The organism is Sporosarcina beigongshangi, assembly GCF_033485195.1.
Taxonomy (GTDB): domain Bacteria; phylum Bacillota; class Bacilli; order Bacillales_A; family Planococcaceae; genus Sporosarcina; species Sporosarcina beigongshangi.
The window spans coordinates 64,778-81,559 of the sequence record NZ_JAWLIR010000002.1; the positions used below are offsets into that span (position 1 = coordinate 64,778).

Genomic DNA, 16,782 nt, shown 5'->3' on the forward strand with positions numbered 1-16,782 from the left:
CACATATCGAATTATTTAAGTGATAGAATATAGTCTGCCATTGCATCAAGCTCAGCATCTTCCTTAATCATACCTCCTGGCATTCCACCAGTCGTACCATTTAGAATGATGTCCTTGATTTCGTCTTTGGAAAGAGTAGTGCCGACTAAAGCTGGCCCACTATTGCCCGTTAGATCTCCACCATGACAGCCAATACATTTACCAATTGCAACTTCAGGATCGAACTCAGCTGCTACATCTTCAGTTTTACCTTCGTCACCCTCATTTGCGATTTCTTTTTGTTGATCAAGTCCATAAAGGGACATAAAGAAAATAAGACCAAGTCCAAGCGCGAAAATTAGGATATAAGGTACTATTGGATTTTTACCCATTGATATTACCTCCTTCATTTAAATTGATACTGTATCGGATACAGTGCACAACTATTATTGTACTGTATTCAATTGAAAACTGAAAGAGTTATTGATTATCTTTTAATTCGCTGTAACAATTTCGACAAATCTCCTGTTGCTACTACCGTAAGTTAACAACCAATCAGACGCGCAATGACCATACGTTGGACTTCTGAAGTTCCTTCACCAATTTCTAATAATTTAGCATCACGCATATAACGTTCGACTTCATATTCCTTCATATAGCCATATCCGCCATGAATTTGAATAGCTTCCGTTGCAACTTCCATTGCGATTTCCGAAGCGTAAAGCTTACACATGGATGCTTCTTTTGAAAATGGACGCCCTTGATCCTTCAACCACGCGGCTTTGTAGACCATGTTGCGTGCCAATTCAATTTTTAAGGCCATATCAGCTAATTTAAATTGAGTAATTTGAAATTGTGCCAATGTTTTTCCGAATTGCTTACGTTCTTTCGAATAACTGAGCGCTCGATCGAAAGCGGCCTGCGCGATGCCCACAGCCATTGCTCCAATACCGATACGTCCTCCATCCAATGTCACTAAAAACTGACGGAAGCCGTTTCCACGCTCCCCTAGTAAGTTAGCTTTTGGCACACGAACATGATCCAGCACAAGCTCAGTCGTATTAGAAGCATTCAGCCCCATTTTTTCATAGTTATTAATAATCGTAAACCCTGGTGCATCCGTTGGAACTATAATTGCACTAATTTCTTTTTCACCATCAACAGTTCCTGTAATTGCTGTTATAGCAAGATGCTTGGCATAACTAGCGTTCGTTATGAACACCTTCGATCCCGTAATAACGAAATCATCGCCATCCTCCACGGCTATCGTTTGCGTACCTCCTGCATCCGAGCCTGCATTTGCTTCCGTTAAACCAAAAGCACCAAACGATTCTCCCTTACAAATCGGTGTTAAATACTTCTGCTTCTGCTCTTCCGTACCAAATAAATTCAGCGGCGCTCCCCCAAGCGAAATATGTGCTGAATACGTAATACCCGTCGATGCACATGCACGACTAAGTTCCTCTGTCACAATAGCGAAGCTCACCGTATCGGCACCTCCGCCCCCAAATTGTTCCGAAAACGGCAACCCCATCAGGCCCATATCCGCAAGTTGCTGAAAAATATCGACTGGAAATTCTTTTGTTCGATCGCGTTCAATAGCACCAGGTGCAACGACTTCATCCGAAAATTCCCGTATCATCTTTTTTATCATCTGTTGTTCTTCTGTTAAATCAAAATTCAACATCTTCATCCCCTTTGTTGTAAACGCTTACAAGTTAATTATAACGAATAAGCTACTACTTTCACAACCTCAAAATGAAAGTAGTAAAAATCCGATAATTAACAATAAACCCACTGTTCCGGAAATTGTGAAATACAGTAACTTTAATAAACGCCCCGCAAATAACCAAAGCGAACAGTTCAACATCAATAATCCAAGCAACAACATCGTATGCCCTTCAAAAAAAACAAACCATAATTTTAACGACATGAATAAAAGCATAAACGATACGATTATGTATATAAAAGGAGCCAACGACTGGTTTACCTTCTTACGTAAAGTCGATAATAAAAACACAGTCACAATGATTGCCGCTACCGTCATTGTCTCAGCAGGATAATGCGTAAAGATAAACATACTTCCACTAACAACTAAAGAAACTAGCACTAATAGCAGGATAATTCGATTTAACTTCTTTTTTTCTTTCACTATAATAGACTCGGAAACTTTTACTTCTTGCTTATTTCCCTCTTCCCCTTGTGCGTAAAGTGTAATGAGAAAATCACAATAATGCGCTGGCAGTAACCTGTTATGCTTCCAATATTTGATCTCAGAAATAATAATTCGCTTTCGCTGTTGGTTCATAAGTCTTATCGCTCCTCAATATAGCTGAAAATAAGGGCTTTATCGTAAAAATCACCGGCACAATAATATGCCGGTGAACTCATTTTACTCTAGGAAATCCTTCAATCGCTTGCTTCTTGATGGGTGACGTAGTTTACGCAGGGCTTTTGCCTCAATTTGGCGAATCCGCTCTCTTGTTACACCAAATACTTTACCGACTTCCTCAAGCGTACGTGTACGCCCATCATCCAAACCGAAACGAAGACGTAAAACATTTTCTTCGCGGTCCGTTAAAGTATCCAGCACGTCTTCCAACTGTTCTTTTAGCAATTCATAAGCCGCGTGGTCAGATGGTGATTGTGCCTCGGAATCTTCGATGAAATCGCCAAGATGTGAATCATCTTCTTCCCCAATCGGAGTCTCCAATGAGACTGGCTCTTGTGCAATTTTCAGGATTTCACGCACTTTTTCTGCCGTCAAATCCATCTCCTCACCAATTTCTTCTGGAGACGGTTCACGTCCAAGATCCTGCAATAACTGACGTTGTACGCGGATGAGCTTATTAATCGTTTCTACCATATGCACAGGGATACGAATCGTCCGAGCTTGGTCTGCAATGGCACGTGTAATCGCTTGACGAATCCACCATGTAGCATACGTACTAAACTTGAAGCCCTTCGTATGATCAAACTTCTCAACCGCTTTAATAAGACCCATATTCCCTTCCTGAATCAAATCCAGGAACAGCATGCCTCGCCCAACATAGCGCTTAGCTATGCTGACCACTAGTCGAAGATTGGCTTCTGCCAATCGTTTTTTCGCTTCTTCATCACCGTCTAGAATGCGAATCGCTAGTTCAACTTCCTCTGCACCAGTTAATAAGTCAACGCGGCCAATCTCTTTCAAGTACATACGTACAGGGTCATTGATTTTAACGCCCGGTGGTACGCTGAGATCATTTAAATCGAACTGCGTTTCTTCTGTTGCTGCTTTGCCACCGTCTTCTCCGGATTCGTCATCAATTTTACGATCCATTTCAATTCCTTGTGCTTCTATCAAATCTAGAAACTCCTCAAATTGCTCCGGCTCCATCTCAAATGCTGCTAATTTCTCGGTCACATCGTCAAGCGTCAGTTCGCCTGATTTCTTTCCAGCCTCTAACAGGTTCGCTTTCGCTTCCTCAATTGTTAGTTCGTGCTCCATATCTCCAGCTAATTCTTTTTTACTCATCTTACCCGTTCCTCCTTAGTACACCGGAATACGACTACAATGTCGTCCATGTTTTCCGGAGCTGTATAATTTCCCTGGCCAGCTCCAGCGCCCGGGTATGATCCTTCATCTTTTCTGCTTCTTTCGATTCGTGCATTTTCTCTTGAATCATCAAGCTGATTCGATATTTCTCTAAATGATGAATACAGTCATTTATCTCTGCCTGTGTTTGTTCGGGGTCTCTTTCCACCATGGCCGCTTCTAGCACAATTTTCCGCAGCTCACGATCTTCGATTGACTCGGCAAACCTATGAAAGTCAGGAGTACCATGCTGTTCGTAAAACCCCGCCAGTCGTACAAATATCGCAACATAATCGTCACGTATGAACAAGTTAGGCTTGTCCATCTGTAAACGATCGAACAACTCACCGTCATTTAGTAAATGATAGAGCAGTAAACGCTCAGCACGCTCAGTGCCTGTTTTCTTACGCCTTGGTGTCGCTTGCTGAGGTTGTTGAGTCATTTCCTCTGGTACTGGTGTTGCCTTTGCCCTTTTTGCCTGCTGACCAGCCATTTTGATGAATTGCTGTTGAATGGCATCGACAGATACACCTGTCTCAGTCGAAAGTTGTCGAATATATAAATCCCGTTCTACCGGCGATGGTCGCAGTGATAATTCTTCCAACACTTCATGAATATATTGCAATACATCATTTTCATAAGATAAGTTCTTGGAGCGCTTGGCATACGCCATAATGAACGACATGAACGAATGTGGATTATCAATCACTTTTTCACGAAAAGCCTCGGCACCGAATTGAGTAATATAATCATCAGGGTCCATCTTTCCTGGAAGCAAAGCAATTTGAACATTCATTCCTTTTTTCATCGCCAGATCTGCAAAGCGTTTTGCCGCTTCCCAGCCAGCATCATCACCATCACAGCAAATGATTATTTCTTTCGCAATTCTTTTTAGCTTAATAAGGTGTTTATCAGACAATGCTGTCCCCATAACAGCAACGCTATTCGTAACACCAGCACGATCTGCTGATATCGTATCCATAAATCCTTCAAACAGTATTACTTTACCCGATTTCCGAACGTTAAGACGTGCATTGTGAAAATTGTACAAAATATGACTTTTTTCGAATATTGGTGTTTCAGGACTATTCAAGTATTTTGCTTCTTGTTTCGACCCGGATAAGATCCGTCCTGAGAACCCGACAACATTACCATTATCGTCCCGCAACGGAAACATAATACGTCCCCGAAACCGATCAAAATAGCCTGTCCCATCATCTTTCATAATACACAAACCTGCACGTTCCATATCCATCATGCTGTAATCTTTGCGTTTTAACAGATTCGTTAACGCTTCCCAATCATTGAGAGACCACCCAATACCATATTTTTCGATACTGTCCCTCGTAAATCCTCTTTTTTCAAGATATTGTAGTGCTTCTTCACCTTCTACGGTGTTTAACAATAGGTGACTGTAGAAGTTTGCCGCAAGGGCATGTGCTTCAATCATTGGTTTGAATTCATGATGAGGTTGTGTATCAGTGCCTTCGCTCACGATTGTGTCAATCTCAATGCCAGTCCGCTCCGCTAGCTTCACAACCGCTTCTGCAAATGGACTATTTTCAATATCCATCACGAACGTAATCGCATTACCACTTGCACCACATCCAAAACAATGAAACAATTGCTTATCCTCTGAAACTGAAAAAGACGGTGTACTTTCACCGTGGAATGGACAAAGTCCAAACCAGTTCTTCCCCCTTTTCGTCAGCTGTACATATTCACCTATCAAATCTACAATGTCGGTCTTTGAACGGACAGCTTCGATTGTTTCTTCTGGTATTCTCGTCATCCTATCACCATTTTCCAAACTACTCTATTACTGATTTCGAGAAATTCTTCAAAAATCCTCTGTATTCGACAAAATATTTTCGATTATACTCCGAAACTATTATTTTACACTATTACAAAGGCTTTTGCTCGACTTTAAAATTATTAATTAACTTAATTCAGTAAAAGTCCCCCACTTCTATAAATTGGGAGGGATGAAAGCTAAATATGCCTTCAAATTCAGTGGGGGTTCAAGCCCCTGTAGCTGACGCTTCGCTTTCAGTACAAATACATTTGCTGAATTAAGTTAAGCCTCCAAGGAAGGATTCAGTTCAATCCTTCCCTGATGTCACAGATTTTGAAGGGAGTTAATTGCTGCGAATCGAACAGCAAAGGGTTCGATTTGCAGTATTTCTGCGTTTTTTGCAGAAATTAAGGCACTTAGATAAGCGCAATTCAAAATCTGGACGCAATCACGCCGAGGCGTGATTGATAGATAATCTAAAATCCGCAAAAGAAGAACCATCCCGATTTTTCGGGCGGTCCTCCTTCTTTAGCATGTCACGGCTTTCAACATTCATTTATACGCGTGTTATCTATTATAATTGGAAATTTCACTAAGAATTAAATTAGCCGTTTCTTCAACAGCACGGTTTGTTACATCAATAACCTTACAACCGATTTTTGACACGACCTTGTTGAAATGGTTAATTTCATTGTCAATGCGTTCAACACGCGCGTAACTTGCGTCATCTTTCAAGCCAAGTGCAATGAGTCTTTCTTTACGAATCGAATTCAGCTTTTCTGATGAAATGACAAGTCCAAAACATTTCTCAGGATTAATCATAAATAATTCTTCTGGAGGATCTACTTCAGGTACTAATGGAACATTCGCTACTTTATAACGCTTATGCGCTAAGTATTGCGATAACGGCGTTTTCGACGTTCTTGAAACACCAACTAATACGATATCTGCCTTCAAAATGCCACGCGGATCTCTGCCATCATCGTATTTGACTGCGAACTCAATCGCTTCAATTTTTTTGAAATAATCATCATCTAGCTGGCGAACAAGCCCCGGCTCTTCAAGAGGTTTTTCACCTAACTCCGAACCGATTTTGTCCACTACCGGACCTAGTAAATCAATACATTGAACGCCTTGAGCTAGGCATTGCTGTTGAATTTTTCGACGCATTCCATTTTTTACGAGTGTGTAAATGATGATGGCATCTTGTTTTTTTGCTAAATAAGCAATTTCATGTAGTTGAGACTCATCTTCAATATGTGAAAATCGTTTCATCGAAACAGCTTCGAGCCCTTGTCTAAATTGACTAGCAGCCGCTTTGGCAACTAGGTCAGCCGTTTCACCGACAGAGTCAGAGACGATGAATAATGTTAACTTTCTCATTGTATCCCCCTCATAATTCATGGTCGTCCGAAAGTGATAGGAAGGCTGCGGTAATATTCGTTTTTGTAATCCTTCCGATTACTTCAAGACCTTCTCCATTGTCATTGACAACCGGTAATGAATCAATCTGTTTGTCTATCATTTTCTTCGCCACATGCAGCAGCGTATCCTGCTTATTACAATACGTAATATTTGGCATACGCGTCATGATGACGTGAACCGGAATTTTGTCTAAGTCATTATTTCCAAGACTGGTACGCAATAAATCTTTTCTCGATAAAACTCCTGTGAGAAGGGAGGAGCTGCTGACGACAAAAAGTGTGCCAACGTCTTCCAAAAACATGTGACAAATAGCGTCGTAAACCGAAGTGTTTTCTGCGACCACAACTGGGATGGACTGAAAATCCCGTACTTTCATACCTACCATACTATCGGCAACTGATTGGACAGGTTTTTTACCTGAATAGAAATAGCCGACACGAGGTCTCGCATCTAAATAACCTGCCATTGTTAAAATAGCTAAATCTGGACGAATGGTAGCTCTTGCTAACGTAAGCCGCTCCGCAATTTGTTCGCCAGTGATGGGTCCGTCCGCTTTAACGATTGCAAGGATTTCCGTCTGGCGCTTATTCAGTTCCATAAATGTCACCGCCCTAATCGTTCAATTCTTTATCCTCGATTATTATATACGAATACGTACACTATTGCGAAGAAATCGGAATCATGCTAGACTAAAAAAGAATTGAATAGGCGGAGACAGGACGATAAGTAGTGTCGATTGAAGCGAACGGGGACAGTGAAAGCCCGTACTGACACGAAACGGCATCCTCGAGCCATTGTACTATGAAGTGGGCTATTATTAGTAGCCAATCGAGGTGGAACCGCGGGTCATCATGCACTCGTCCTCGGACATAATGTCCGGGGATGGGTGCTTTTTATTATGGTTCAGTATAAGCCTCTGCTGAATCAAGGAATGCAAGCTAAGTCCGCCGAGACATATTTTATTAATAATTGGAGGGATTTACTTTGACAATGTCAATGGAGAAGGTAGTTAATTTAGCGAAGCAAAGAGGGTTTGTATTCCCAGGCTCTGAAATTTATGGAGGGTTGGCGAATACATGGGATTATGGTCCACTCGGTATCGAATTGAAAAACAACGTTAAAAAAGCTTGGTGGCAGAAATTTGTTCAGGAGTCACCATATAACGTTGGTCTTGACGCAGCGATTCTGATGAATCCGAAAGTATGGGAAGCTTCTGGTCACATCGGTAACTTCAATGATCCAATGATCGACTGTAAAAAATGTAAAACGCGTCATCGTGCTGATAAATTGATTGAAGATGCACTTGATGAAAAAGGTATTGAATTGGTCGTTGACGGTCTTTCTTTCGACAAAATGGCAGAGCTTGTTCAAGAGCATAATGTCGTGTGCCCTACTTGTGGCGCAATAGATTATACCGAAATTCGTCAGTTCAACTTGATGTTTAAAACGTCACAAGGTGTGACAGACTCATCAGCAAACCAAATTTTCCTACGTCCTGAAACAGCACAAGGAATTTTCGTCAACTTTAAAAATGTTCAACGCTCAATGCGCAAAAAAATGCCTTTTGGGATTGCACAAATCGGCAAAAGCTTCCGTAACGAAATTACACCAGGTAACTTCACATTCCGAACACGCGAGTTCGAACAGATGGAGCTTGAATTCTTCTGTAAGCCTGGCGAAGATATGAAATGGTATGAGTACTGGCGCGATTATTCCAAGAACTTCTTGTTGAATCTTGGAATGACTGAGGATGCTATGCGTTTACGTGAGCATAATGAGGATGAGCTTTCCCACTACTCAAAAGGGACTGTTGACATCGAATACAAATTCCCATTTGGTTGGGGCGAGCTATGGGGCATTGCAAACCGTACGGACTTTGACTTAAATCGTCATATGGAGCATTCAGGTGAGGATTTCCATTACCAAGACCCTGTGACGAATGAAAAATTCGTACCGTATTGCATCGAGCCATCACTTGGTGCTGACCGTGTGACACTTGCGTTCTTATGTGATGCTTACGACGAAGAGGAATTGGAAAATGACGATAAACGCACGGTTCTTCGCTTCCACCCTGCACTTGCACCTGTCAAAGCTGCGGTTCTTCCTTTGTCGAAGAAGTTAGCAGATAGTGCTGGCGAAGTTTACGCACAACTAGCGAAGCATTTCAACGTTCAATACGACGATTCTCAATCCATCGGTAGACGCTACCGTCGTCAAGATGAAATTGGTACACCATTCTGTATCACGTACGACTTCGATTCTGAAGAAGATCGCCAAGTAACAGTACGTCACCGCGACTCAATGGAACAAGTGCGTATGCCAATTGCAGATGTAAAAGAATATATTGCGAAGCATCTTGAATTTTAAATGAACCAAAAAAACCGGAGGAATAAAGCTTAATCGCCTTGTTCCTCCGGTTTTTCTTTTCGTGGTAGCAATTCAGGTGTCGATTCAAGCTGATCAAGAAAGGATCTCGACTTCAATCGAATGCCAACCTGTTCATCATAAATTGTGCGCACAAGCTTTTTCATAAATTGTTTTGTTGTCTTTTTCAACGTCAAATTGCCAACTCGATTGATGGGAACGGTGTAAAATGTCCTTATCAGCTTTAATTGCATTGGCGAAATACGAATGATATAGCGATCTATATGGAAACAGCGATGACAAAGGAAGCCGATTTCTTTAAAAGAAAACGCAAACTCCCCTTCCGTTGCCCCGCAATTTGCGCACTGATGCAGAACAGGGTGAATACCAGCAACCGGCAACATCTTCCACTCGACAAACAACGCAATCGCTTCTGGATCGTATTGCTCATTAATGGCATGCAGTGCCTCATGCAATAACCCGTAAATGCCCCCGGAACGCTCACCATCCTCCGTCAGACGATCAATGAGTTCAACAACGTAACTCGCGTAAGCTGTCGCTTCAAGATCCTCACGAATATGGCGCATCGATTCAATCGGCTCACCCTGTTCAAGCGTTCCCATTCCTCTTCCTTTTCGAATGAGAAAGGAGCCATGTGTGAACGGCTGTGTAATAGCAGCCAAGCGACTTGCCGGCTTTTTTGCCCCTCTAGCCATCACTGTTAGCTTGCCAGCTTCTCGCGTATAGAGCGTGACAATCTTATTCGATTCGCCATATGGCATACTTCTTAAAATGATACCTTCCCATTTATTCAGCAAGGCCATCACCTCCAGGCCCACACGAAGTGGGTCATGCAGCTGTCACCACAGGACGTGGCGTACTTAAGCAGCGTTCCTTATTATTAATATTCGTCTTCTCTAAAACCAAATTCCTTCAGCTGTTCAGGCTTATTGCGCCAGTCCTTTTGCACCTTAACCCACAGCTCTAAAAATACTTTCGAACCTAATAGCATTTCAATGTCATGCCTTGCCTTCGTTCCTATCTCTTTCAGCAATGCACCTTTTTTCCCAATGACGATACCTTTTTGAGAATCACGATCCACAACAATCGTCGCCATGACATTAATCATTTCACGTTTTTCCTCGCGGTCTATTTTCTCAATGACAACCGCAACGGAATGTGGAATCTCTTCCCGTGTTAAATGCAACACCTTTTCACGAATCAATTCAGAGATGATGAAACGCTCTGGATGATCGGTTACTTGATCGTCGGGATAATATTTCGGTCCTTCCGGCAAATACTTCGTCAACGTCTCATTTAAACGTTCTATATTATTCCCATTCATCGCAGAAATAGGAACGATTTCTGCGAAGTCATATTCAGAGGTGTACGATGTAATGATTTTCAACAATTCATCAGGGTGAACTAAATCAATTTTATTGATGATCAAAAATACGGGTGTCTGGGTATTTTCAAGCATCTCAATAATAAAACGATCCCCTCGGCCAATTGCTTCATCCGCATTGACCATGAACATAATAATGTCGACTTCTTTCAATGTGTTACGTGCTGTTTTCACCATAAAATCGCCCAATTTATGCTTCGGCTTATGGATACCTGGCGTATCGATAAAGATGAATTGTGAGTCATCCGTCGTAACAACTCCTTGCACTTTGTTACGAGTCGTCTGCGGCTTGTCACTCATGATGGCGATTTTCTGCCCAACCACTCGGTTTAAAAATGTCGATTTCCCTACATTCGGACGACCAATAATCGAGATAAAACCCGACTTGAATGATTTATTGTTTTGCTGCATAAGAAAGATCCTCCTTGGAAAACGCGCCGGGCAACAATTCTGCAACCGTAGTTTCAAGGACGTCCCCTTTTAAATTCGTTAAATAGACAGGCATAGACCCCTCGCAAAATTCAGCGATGACTTGTCTACATGCACCACATGGAGAAACCGGACCATCTGTATCTCCAACGACTGCCAACGCCTTGAATGTATGAACACCTTCCGAAACCGCCTTGAAAAAGGCCGTCCGCTCCGCACAATTTGTCATACTATACGCAGAGTTTTCAATATTACAGCCATGATAGACAGTCCCATCCTCAGCAACTAATGCCGCCCCAACTGGAAATTTAGAATAAGGGACATATGCTTTGTCCCGTGCCTTTTTTGATTCAACAATTAATTTTTCCATTTCCATACAAACACTCTCCTAGTTAAACCATTTCGGTATAAATATGATAAAGCCAATTACAACACTGATAATCGCATACACTAGCACAGCTCCCGCTGCGAGATCCTTCGCTTGCTTGGCAAGCGGGTGGATTTCTAGCGTAATAAGGTCCACAACACGTTCGATAGCAGCATTCATCATTTCAAGCGCAATCATTCCAGCGATTAGCAGTAAAACGATACACCATTCCATCGCTGATAAGCGAGTAAATAAACCTGCAATACTCACAGCACCAGCAGAAGCTAGATGAAATTTCAAATTTCGTTCAGCCTGTAGACCATATAAAATTCCACTCCATGCATAGTCGAACGCCTTGAAAAACTTCCGCATTGTGTCACCTCTCAAGTCCGAATGAAGCGAGTATCTCCTTTTGCCTGCCGAACATTTTCGCTTCATCGTCCTCAGTCATATGATCATATCCGAGTAAATGCAAAAAACCATGAAGCGCAAGAAATCCCATTTCACGCCTAAAATCATGCCCATATTCCTCCGCCTGTCTAGCAGCAGTTTCCACAGAAATAAGTATATCACCTAAAACCGTTGGCATGCCTTCTTCTACAACAATCGCCACTTCACCTTCTGTCATCTCTTCCAGCGCAAATGAAATAACGTCCGTCGGCATATCTTTTCCACGGTACTCCGCATTCACTTCCTGAATCGCTTCATCCGTCATAAACGTCACAGAGACCTCTATCTCACCTGTCAAAGCTTCCTCACGCGCCGCATGACTCAATAATTCCCGAATTAACCCTTCCACTTTATGATCAACGGTAGCTGTTTCATCGTCAAAATAAAGGTCTAGCATGTTTATTATCTCCTTTCGCAATCATTCTGGATATTCAATCCGACTATGGAATGTGCCATTTAATGTCTCGCAAATCACTTTTTCCGCTTTCTTTAATTCTTTCATAGAAAGATCGCATTCATCGAACTGTCCGTCATTCAAGCGATCGTTGACAATAGCGCGTACAAGTCCAGCAATCTTTTGCGGATTCGGCTCTTTCATAGATCGAACGGCTGCCTCTACACTATCCGCAATCGAAATAATCGCAATTTCTTTTGTTTGAGGCTTCGGACCTGGATAGCGGAATTCTTCTTCCACAACATCCTTACCCGCTTCCTTCGCCTTCACATAGAAATACTTCAATGTACTCGTACCATGATGTTGACGTGCAATATTAATGATTTCACGCGGCATCTTATACTTCTCCAATAGCTTTGCACCGTCTTCTGCGTGGGCAATAATAATATCACGGCTTTTTTCCGGTGGCAATGCATCATGTGGATTTTGTCCTGGATGCTGGTTTTCGATGAAAAATCCTGGTCTAATCGTCTTGCCAATATCATGGTAGTAACTCCCGACTCTTGCCAATAAACCATTGGCACCAATTGCCTCACAAGCTGCATCAGACAAATTCGCCACCATGACACTGTGGTGATAAGTACCCGGGGTTTCAAATAATACTTTTTTCAATAATGGATGGTTGGGATTCGACAATTCAACAAGCTTCATATCTGATAACAACCCAAATGCCGTTTCAAAAAATGGCATTAAACCAATTGTTAAAGCTCCAGACAAAATACCTGATGCAACCGCGGCGATTAGATAAAATCCTAGCTCCGACAGATCGTAAGCAGATTGCGTCATTAGCAAATAAAAAGAGATAAATAGTATATTGGACGCCACGACACCTGCACTTGTCCGCAATATACTGGAACGCCTTCCCCCGTCTCCTAGTAAATAGAGGCTGACAACGCCACCAAATAATATGTACAAGGCCACTTCCATCTGAATGATCGCAGCAAATCCTTCCTGCAACATTATACCCGCAGTAGCTGCCGTTATAATAGTCGTCATAATAGCGATTCGTTCATTCGTCAACAACTTTACTAGCATTGGTGCTAGCGCTGTCGGGAAAAGAAATGCCAATAATACATTGAAATTCTCATCAATGAGCGCAATTAGTTTCATCATGATGACTAGCAAGAAAAAGACGGATAGCACAATGACCAACGCTTTTTTCTTCACAGAGCTATGCTCCTGCCAAGTATTGAAATGCATGAAGATAATACCAGACACGAACAACACAAACAAGGCGAGACCTGCAAATGGTTTCACTGTTGACTGGTTGTTCAATAAGCCGGTTAGTTCTAATTGTCGATAAATTTCTCGATCGATCATTTGTCCTTCACGAACGATAACCTGTCCTTGCAAAATACGAGTAGGTTCTATAGCAGCTCTCGCTTGTTCAATGCCCGATTCAGTTGCTTCCACATTGATTGTTTCTGTTTCCACGACTAACAAGCGTCCAAGCGTTAAAATGGTTTGTAAAACAGACGGTGGAATCGTATCCGCAAGCCGTATTTTTCTTTCTACCTCATAGCGAATAGTAGACAAATCTTCTTTGCGGATTGGCTTTGACAACTCCTCACCAATCGTTGTCGCAAGAACGCTTTGAATATTCTCTAACACTTCCGTTTTTTGGGCCAATAACATCGAAATTGCATCATCGCTTAAACGCAAACCTGGCTCTTCTTTCTCTAAATTACCGAGCTTTTTACGCATTTCAGCAATTTGCATTCTATTGTCCAAAACAGACTCATTTTCCTCAGACTGCGCCAGTTCTCCCATCTCTTTCACTTCAATGAGGAAATCGAATATGGACATCGCAATCGCTTGTCGATTCTTCCCAACATCTTGAGACAACTGATAGACGGGCGTAACTTCTCGTGCTGCCCGTTCTCGATCCTGCTCCGTTTTCACCGTATCCTCAACTGTCTTAATAGATCTAATAGTATCTGGAGAAATTTGCAACGACTCCAGCTTATATGTCTCTTTTTTGACACTACCATACATAATTGAAAACAGGAGGATCCCTGACAATCCGATAAGGAATATGGCTAAGTAAGTGAATTTCAGTGATAGAAAAAACTTCCTAATTGGTTGCAGCATTGAACATCCCCCATTTCTTTTTCTCTCTATAGAATGAAAAATCCATGATAACCGTTGGTGACTTTTCTCAATTCAAGTCAAGTAGTACTGGTAAAAAAAGCAGTCAACTTAAGATGACTGCTCTTCTTCGTAAGCTTCAATAATTTTTGCAACTAATGGATGACGTACAACATCCCCTTGTTCTAGATATTGAAAGCTAATATCACTCACTTTGCTTAAAATATTTTCCGTCACAATTAAACCGGACTCAACACCTCTTGGTAAATCAATCTGCGTTTTATCTCCTGTAATCACCATTTTAGAACCAAAGCCGAGGCGCGTCAAAAACATTTTCATTTGTGCTTTTGTCGTGTTTTGCGCTTCATCCAAAATAACAAATGCATCGTCCAACGTCCGCCCTCTCATATAAGCAAGCGGTGCAATTTCAATGACACCTCGTTCAATGAGCCGATCAGTATGTTCCGTCCCTAGCACGTCATGGAGTGCGTCGTATAACGGACGTAGGTATGGGTCTACTTTCTCCTTTAAGTCGCCAGGAAGAAAGCCCAGGCTTTCTCCAGCCTCTACAGCAGGACGCGTTAAAATAATTCGTTTAGCTGAGCCTGATTTCATCGCTTGAATGGCAAGAACTACAGCCAAATACGTTTTTCCTGTTCCTGCAGGTCCAATACAAAATACAAGATCTCGCGTCCGAATCGCATGAACATACTCGCGTTGACCAATCGTTTTCGCACGAATTGCTTTTCCTTTACTATTTCTAGCGATTTCTTCATCATATAGTTCTGCAAAATATTCAATCGTTCCACTTTTCACCATCTCAATAGCTGTTGAGACGTCGCGCTGATTAATATTCACACCCTTGCGAATGACCTTCAGCAACTGTTCCAAAAGAGCTTTTGCTGACTCGCGGTTATCTTCTTCACCACTGAGCGCAATTGTATCTCCTCTTGTCATAATTGAAATGCTCAATGCTTCTTCGATTAACTTCATATTTTGGTCGGAAATCCCGAGTAGCATAACCGCTTCGTTTGGGTCTTCGACATGCAGTTGAATCAATTGTTCATCCATGGTCTCATTCTCCTTGTGAAATCGGTCTTTTGACAGCGATATTGTCATTGATTAAAAACAATATGGTCCCACTAACTTTATCATTATCGAATGACACGTGCAAAACTTTGTCATCTTGAATAACTGCTTTCGTTAATGATTCAGACAGTAATTTATTTTTCAATAGTGGAATGAGGACGGTTTCCTCCATACCTGCAACTAATTCGAACTGTCCAGCTCTGTCATTTATATGCCGTTCTGTTTGGATAAAAGATTTAAGAGACCACTTTTTCTTTTGCGGTTGCCACGGGAAATTAAATGAAAACTCCACTGTCTCTTCGCCTTGCAAACGATACTCAACGACGCTCGGTAAGCTAAAAGAATATTCCATCCAATAATCAGCATAGACCGCCCCATCTGCTCCAACGATGACCCTTTTATCACCTTGAACCAAAACACCTGTAGCGAGTGTATCACCCTTTTGAACGGTTTGATGGACACGACTTACCCGTTCCCCTTTTTTCAATGCAAAGCCAGTAATCACACCACCAGTACGTGCGACTAAATCAGAAGGCTGTTCTTCTGTTACTATTTCATCAGTTGTTTGAGGTGACAGCATCGGAATGACAGTCAACGTCGCTCCATCTCTTCTAAACCGTACCCATGAGAGAGAAGGATCATCGAGCATAAGCTCTCTGCGAATCTCCCCTTCATCAGGGATGAATGCAAGAAGTCGTAATGGTACAATTGATGCTTTTTCTAATTTTTGATAAATTCGTTCTTCAACCTCCGGCCATTCAGATTCTACTTCTACTGTCCAAAGGAATAATGAAGCGATAAAGGGGATCACGCAAGCGATGACAAAGAAATTAGAATTAAAGACCCCTTTAGCACCAGACGCCTCCCCGACAAGCGATACTTTAACAGTCACATGATAGCGCCTTCGAGTACGCCGAATAATCATCAGTCCTTGACGATCTGTTCGAAAGCGTGCCACACCTTCTCCGACCGATAACGATAAAATTTTCGTACTACTTGTCGCGAGGTTAGTAAGGAAGCCAGCAAGGTCACCATTCCCTGATATTTTAATATCATATCGCCTACGCACGATACTGCACCTCATCCTCCGCCACTGACGTCACATGCAGCATTGTCATAACTGTAAACGAGAATACAGCCACTTCCTCTGACAGCGTCTCAACAATCAAATTCTCACCCGATGCCTCAATCCTGTAATCGCCACTTTTAATCATCGCAAAATCGGGGCCAAGCTTGAGCAATGTATATGGACCATTAATGCGTAATGAAGAAAATTCTTCAATTGTTACTGACGAACCTGTATTAAATATTTTTCTCAAAAATAAAAACCCCCTACTCATATCGTATGACATGAATAAGG

General features: G+C 42.0%; 17 protein-coding genes. 1 reads left to right on the forward strand and 16 read right to left on the reverse strand.

Annotated elements, in window-relative coordinates; all coding sequences use genetic code 11:
* Positions 1-11: 11 nt before the first annotated feature.
* The 7 genes from cccA to R2B77_RS00880 all read right to left on the reverse strand — a co-directional run bounded on the left by cccA (position 12) and on the right by R2B77_RS00880 (position 7,374).
* Complete coding sequence (gene cccA / locus R2B77_RS00850) at positions 12-371, reverse strand: cytochrome c550 (RefSeq protein WP_203246892.1); 360 nt, start codon at positions 369-371, stop codon at positions 12-14.
* 152 nt (positions 372-523) lie between these two features.
* Complete coding sequence (locus R2B77_RS00855; protein WP_203246891.1) at positions 524-1,663, reverse strand: acyl-CoA dehydrogenase family protein; 1,140 nt, start codon at positions 1,661-1,663, stop codon at positions 524-526.
* 69 nt (positions 1,664-1,732) lie between these two features.
* Entirely contained in the window at positions 1,733-2,287 is a 555-nt protein-coding gene (locus tag R2B77_RS00860; protein ID WP_203246890.1) for a hypothetical protein, read from the reverse strand.
* Between the two features lie 84 nt (positions 2,288-2,371).
* Positions 2,372-3,496 (reverse strand): RNA polymerase sigma factor RpoD, encoded by a 1,125-nt coding sequence (rpoD, locus tag R2B77_RS00865; protein ID WP_203246889.1) that lies wholly within the window; start codon positions 3,494-3,496, stop codon positions 2,372-2,374.
* A 34-nt stretch (positions 3,497-3,530) separates the two neighbouring features.
* Entirely contained in the window at positions 3,531-5,348 is a 1,818-nt protein-coding gene (gene dnaG, locus R2B77_RS00870) for a DNA primase (RefSeq protein ID WP_203246888.1), read from the reverse strand.
* A gap of 570 nt (positions 5,349-5,918) precedes the next feature.
* Complete coding sequence (locus R2B77_RS00875; protein WP_203246887.1) at positions 5,919-6,734, reverse strand: pyruvate, water dikinase regulatory protein; 816 nt, start codon at positions 6,732-6,734, stop codon at positions 5,919-5,921.
* Positions 6,735-6,744: 10 nt separating this feature from the next.
* Entirely contained in the window at positions 6,745-7,374 is a 630-nt protein-coding gene (locus R2B77_RS00880) for a helix-turn-helix transcriptional regulator (RefSeq protein ID WP_212391266.1), read from the reverse strand.
* Positions 7,375-7,766: 392 nt separating this feature from the next.
* Here R2B77_RS00880 and R2B77_RS00885 point away from each other — a divergent pair, with 392 nt between their 5' ends.
* Positions 7,767-9,143, forward strand: a complete 1,377-nt coding sequence (locus R2B77_RS00885; protein WP_203246977.1) for a glycine--tRNA ligase — start codon at positions 7,767-7,769, stop codon at positions 9,141-9,143.
* 29 nt (positions 9,144-9,172) lie between these two features.
* On the opposite strand, the gene recO is transcribed toward R2B77_RS00885, so the two are convergent.
* The 9 genes from recO to R2B77_RS00930 all read right to left on the reverse strand — a co-directional run bounded on the left by recO (position 9,173) and on the right by R2B77_RS00930 (position 16,741).
* A complete protein-coding gene (gene recO, locus R2B77_RS00890; protein WP_203246885.1) occupies positions 9,173-9,958 on the reverse strand; it encodes a DNA repair protein RecO in 786 nt (261 codons plus the stop codon).
* A gap of 83 nt (positions 9,959-10,041) precedes the next feature.
* The gene (era, locus tag R2B77_RS00895; protein ID WP_203246884.1) at positions 10,042-10,956 is read right to left on the reverse strand and encodes a GTPase Era; all 915 of its coding nucleotides are present in this window, start codon (positions 10,954-10,956) and stop codon (positions 10,042-10,044) included.
* Entirely contained in the window at positions 10,940-11,350 is a 411-nt protein-coding gene (locus R2B77_RS00900) for a cytidine deaminase (protein WP_203246883.1), read from the reverse strand. Before R2B77_RS00900 ends, era begins: the two co-directional genes overlap by 17 nt.
* Before the next feature lie 12 nt (positions 11,351-11,362).
* A complete protein-coding gene (locus R2B77_RS00905; protein ID WP_203246882.1) occupies positions 11,363-11,713 on the reverse strand; it encodes a diacylglycerol kinase family protein in 351 nt (116 codons plus the stop codon).
* Between the two features lie 4 nt (positions 11,714-11,717).
* A complete protein-coding gene (ybeY, locus tag R2B77_RS00910; protein ID WP_203246881.1) occupies positions 11,718-12,188 on the reverse strand; it encodes an rRNA maturation RNase YbeY in 471 nt (156 codons plus the stop codon).
* Between the two features lie 21 nt (positions 12,189-12,209).
* On the reverse strand, positions 12,210-14,336 hold the full coding sequence (locus R2B77_RS00915; RefSeq protein WP_203246880.1) for an HD family phosphohydrolase: 2,127 nt from the start codon (positions 14,334-14,336) through the stop codon (positions 12,210-12,212).
* Between the two features lie 108 nt (positions 14,337-14,444).
* Entirely contained in the window at positions 14,445-15,404 is a 960-nt protein-coding gene (locus R2B77_RS00920) for a PhoH family protein (protein WP_203246879.1), read from the reverse strand.
* Between the two features lie 4 nt (positions 15,405-15,408).
* A complete protein-coding gene (locus R2B77_RS00925) occupies positions 15,409-16,491 on the reverse strand; it encodes a sporulation protein YqfD (RefSeq protein WP_203246878.1) in 1,083 nt (360 codons plus the stop codon).
* Complete coding sequence (locus R2B77_RS00930) at positions 16,484-16,741, reverse strand: hypothetical protein (protein ID WP_203246877.1); 258 nt, start codon at positions 16,739-16,741, stop codon at positions 16,484-16,486. The genes R2B77_RS00925 and R2B77_RS00930 overlap by 8 nt, the downstream gene beginning before the upstream one ends.
* Positions 16,742-16,782 lie beyond the last annotated feature (41 nt).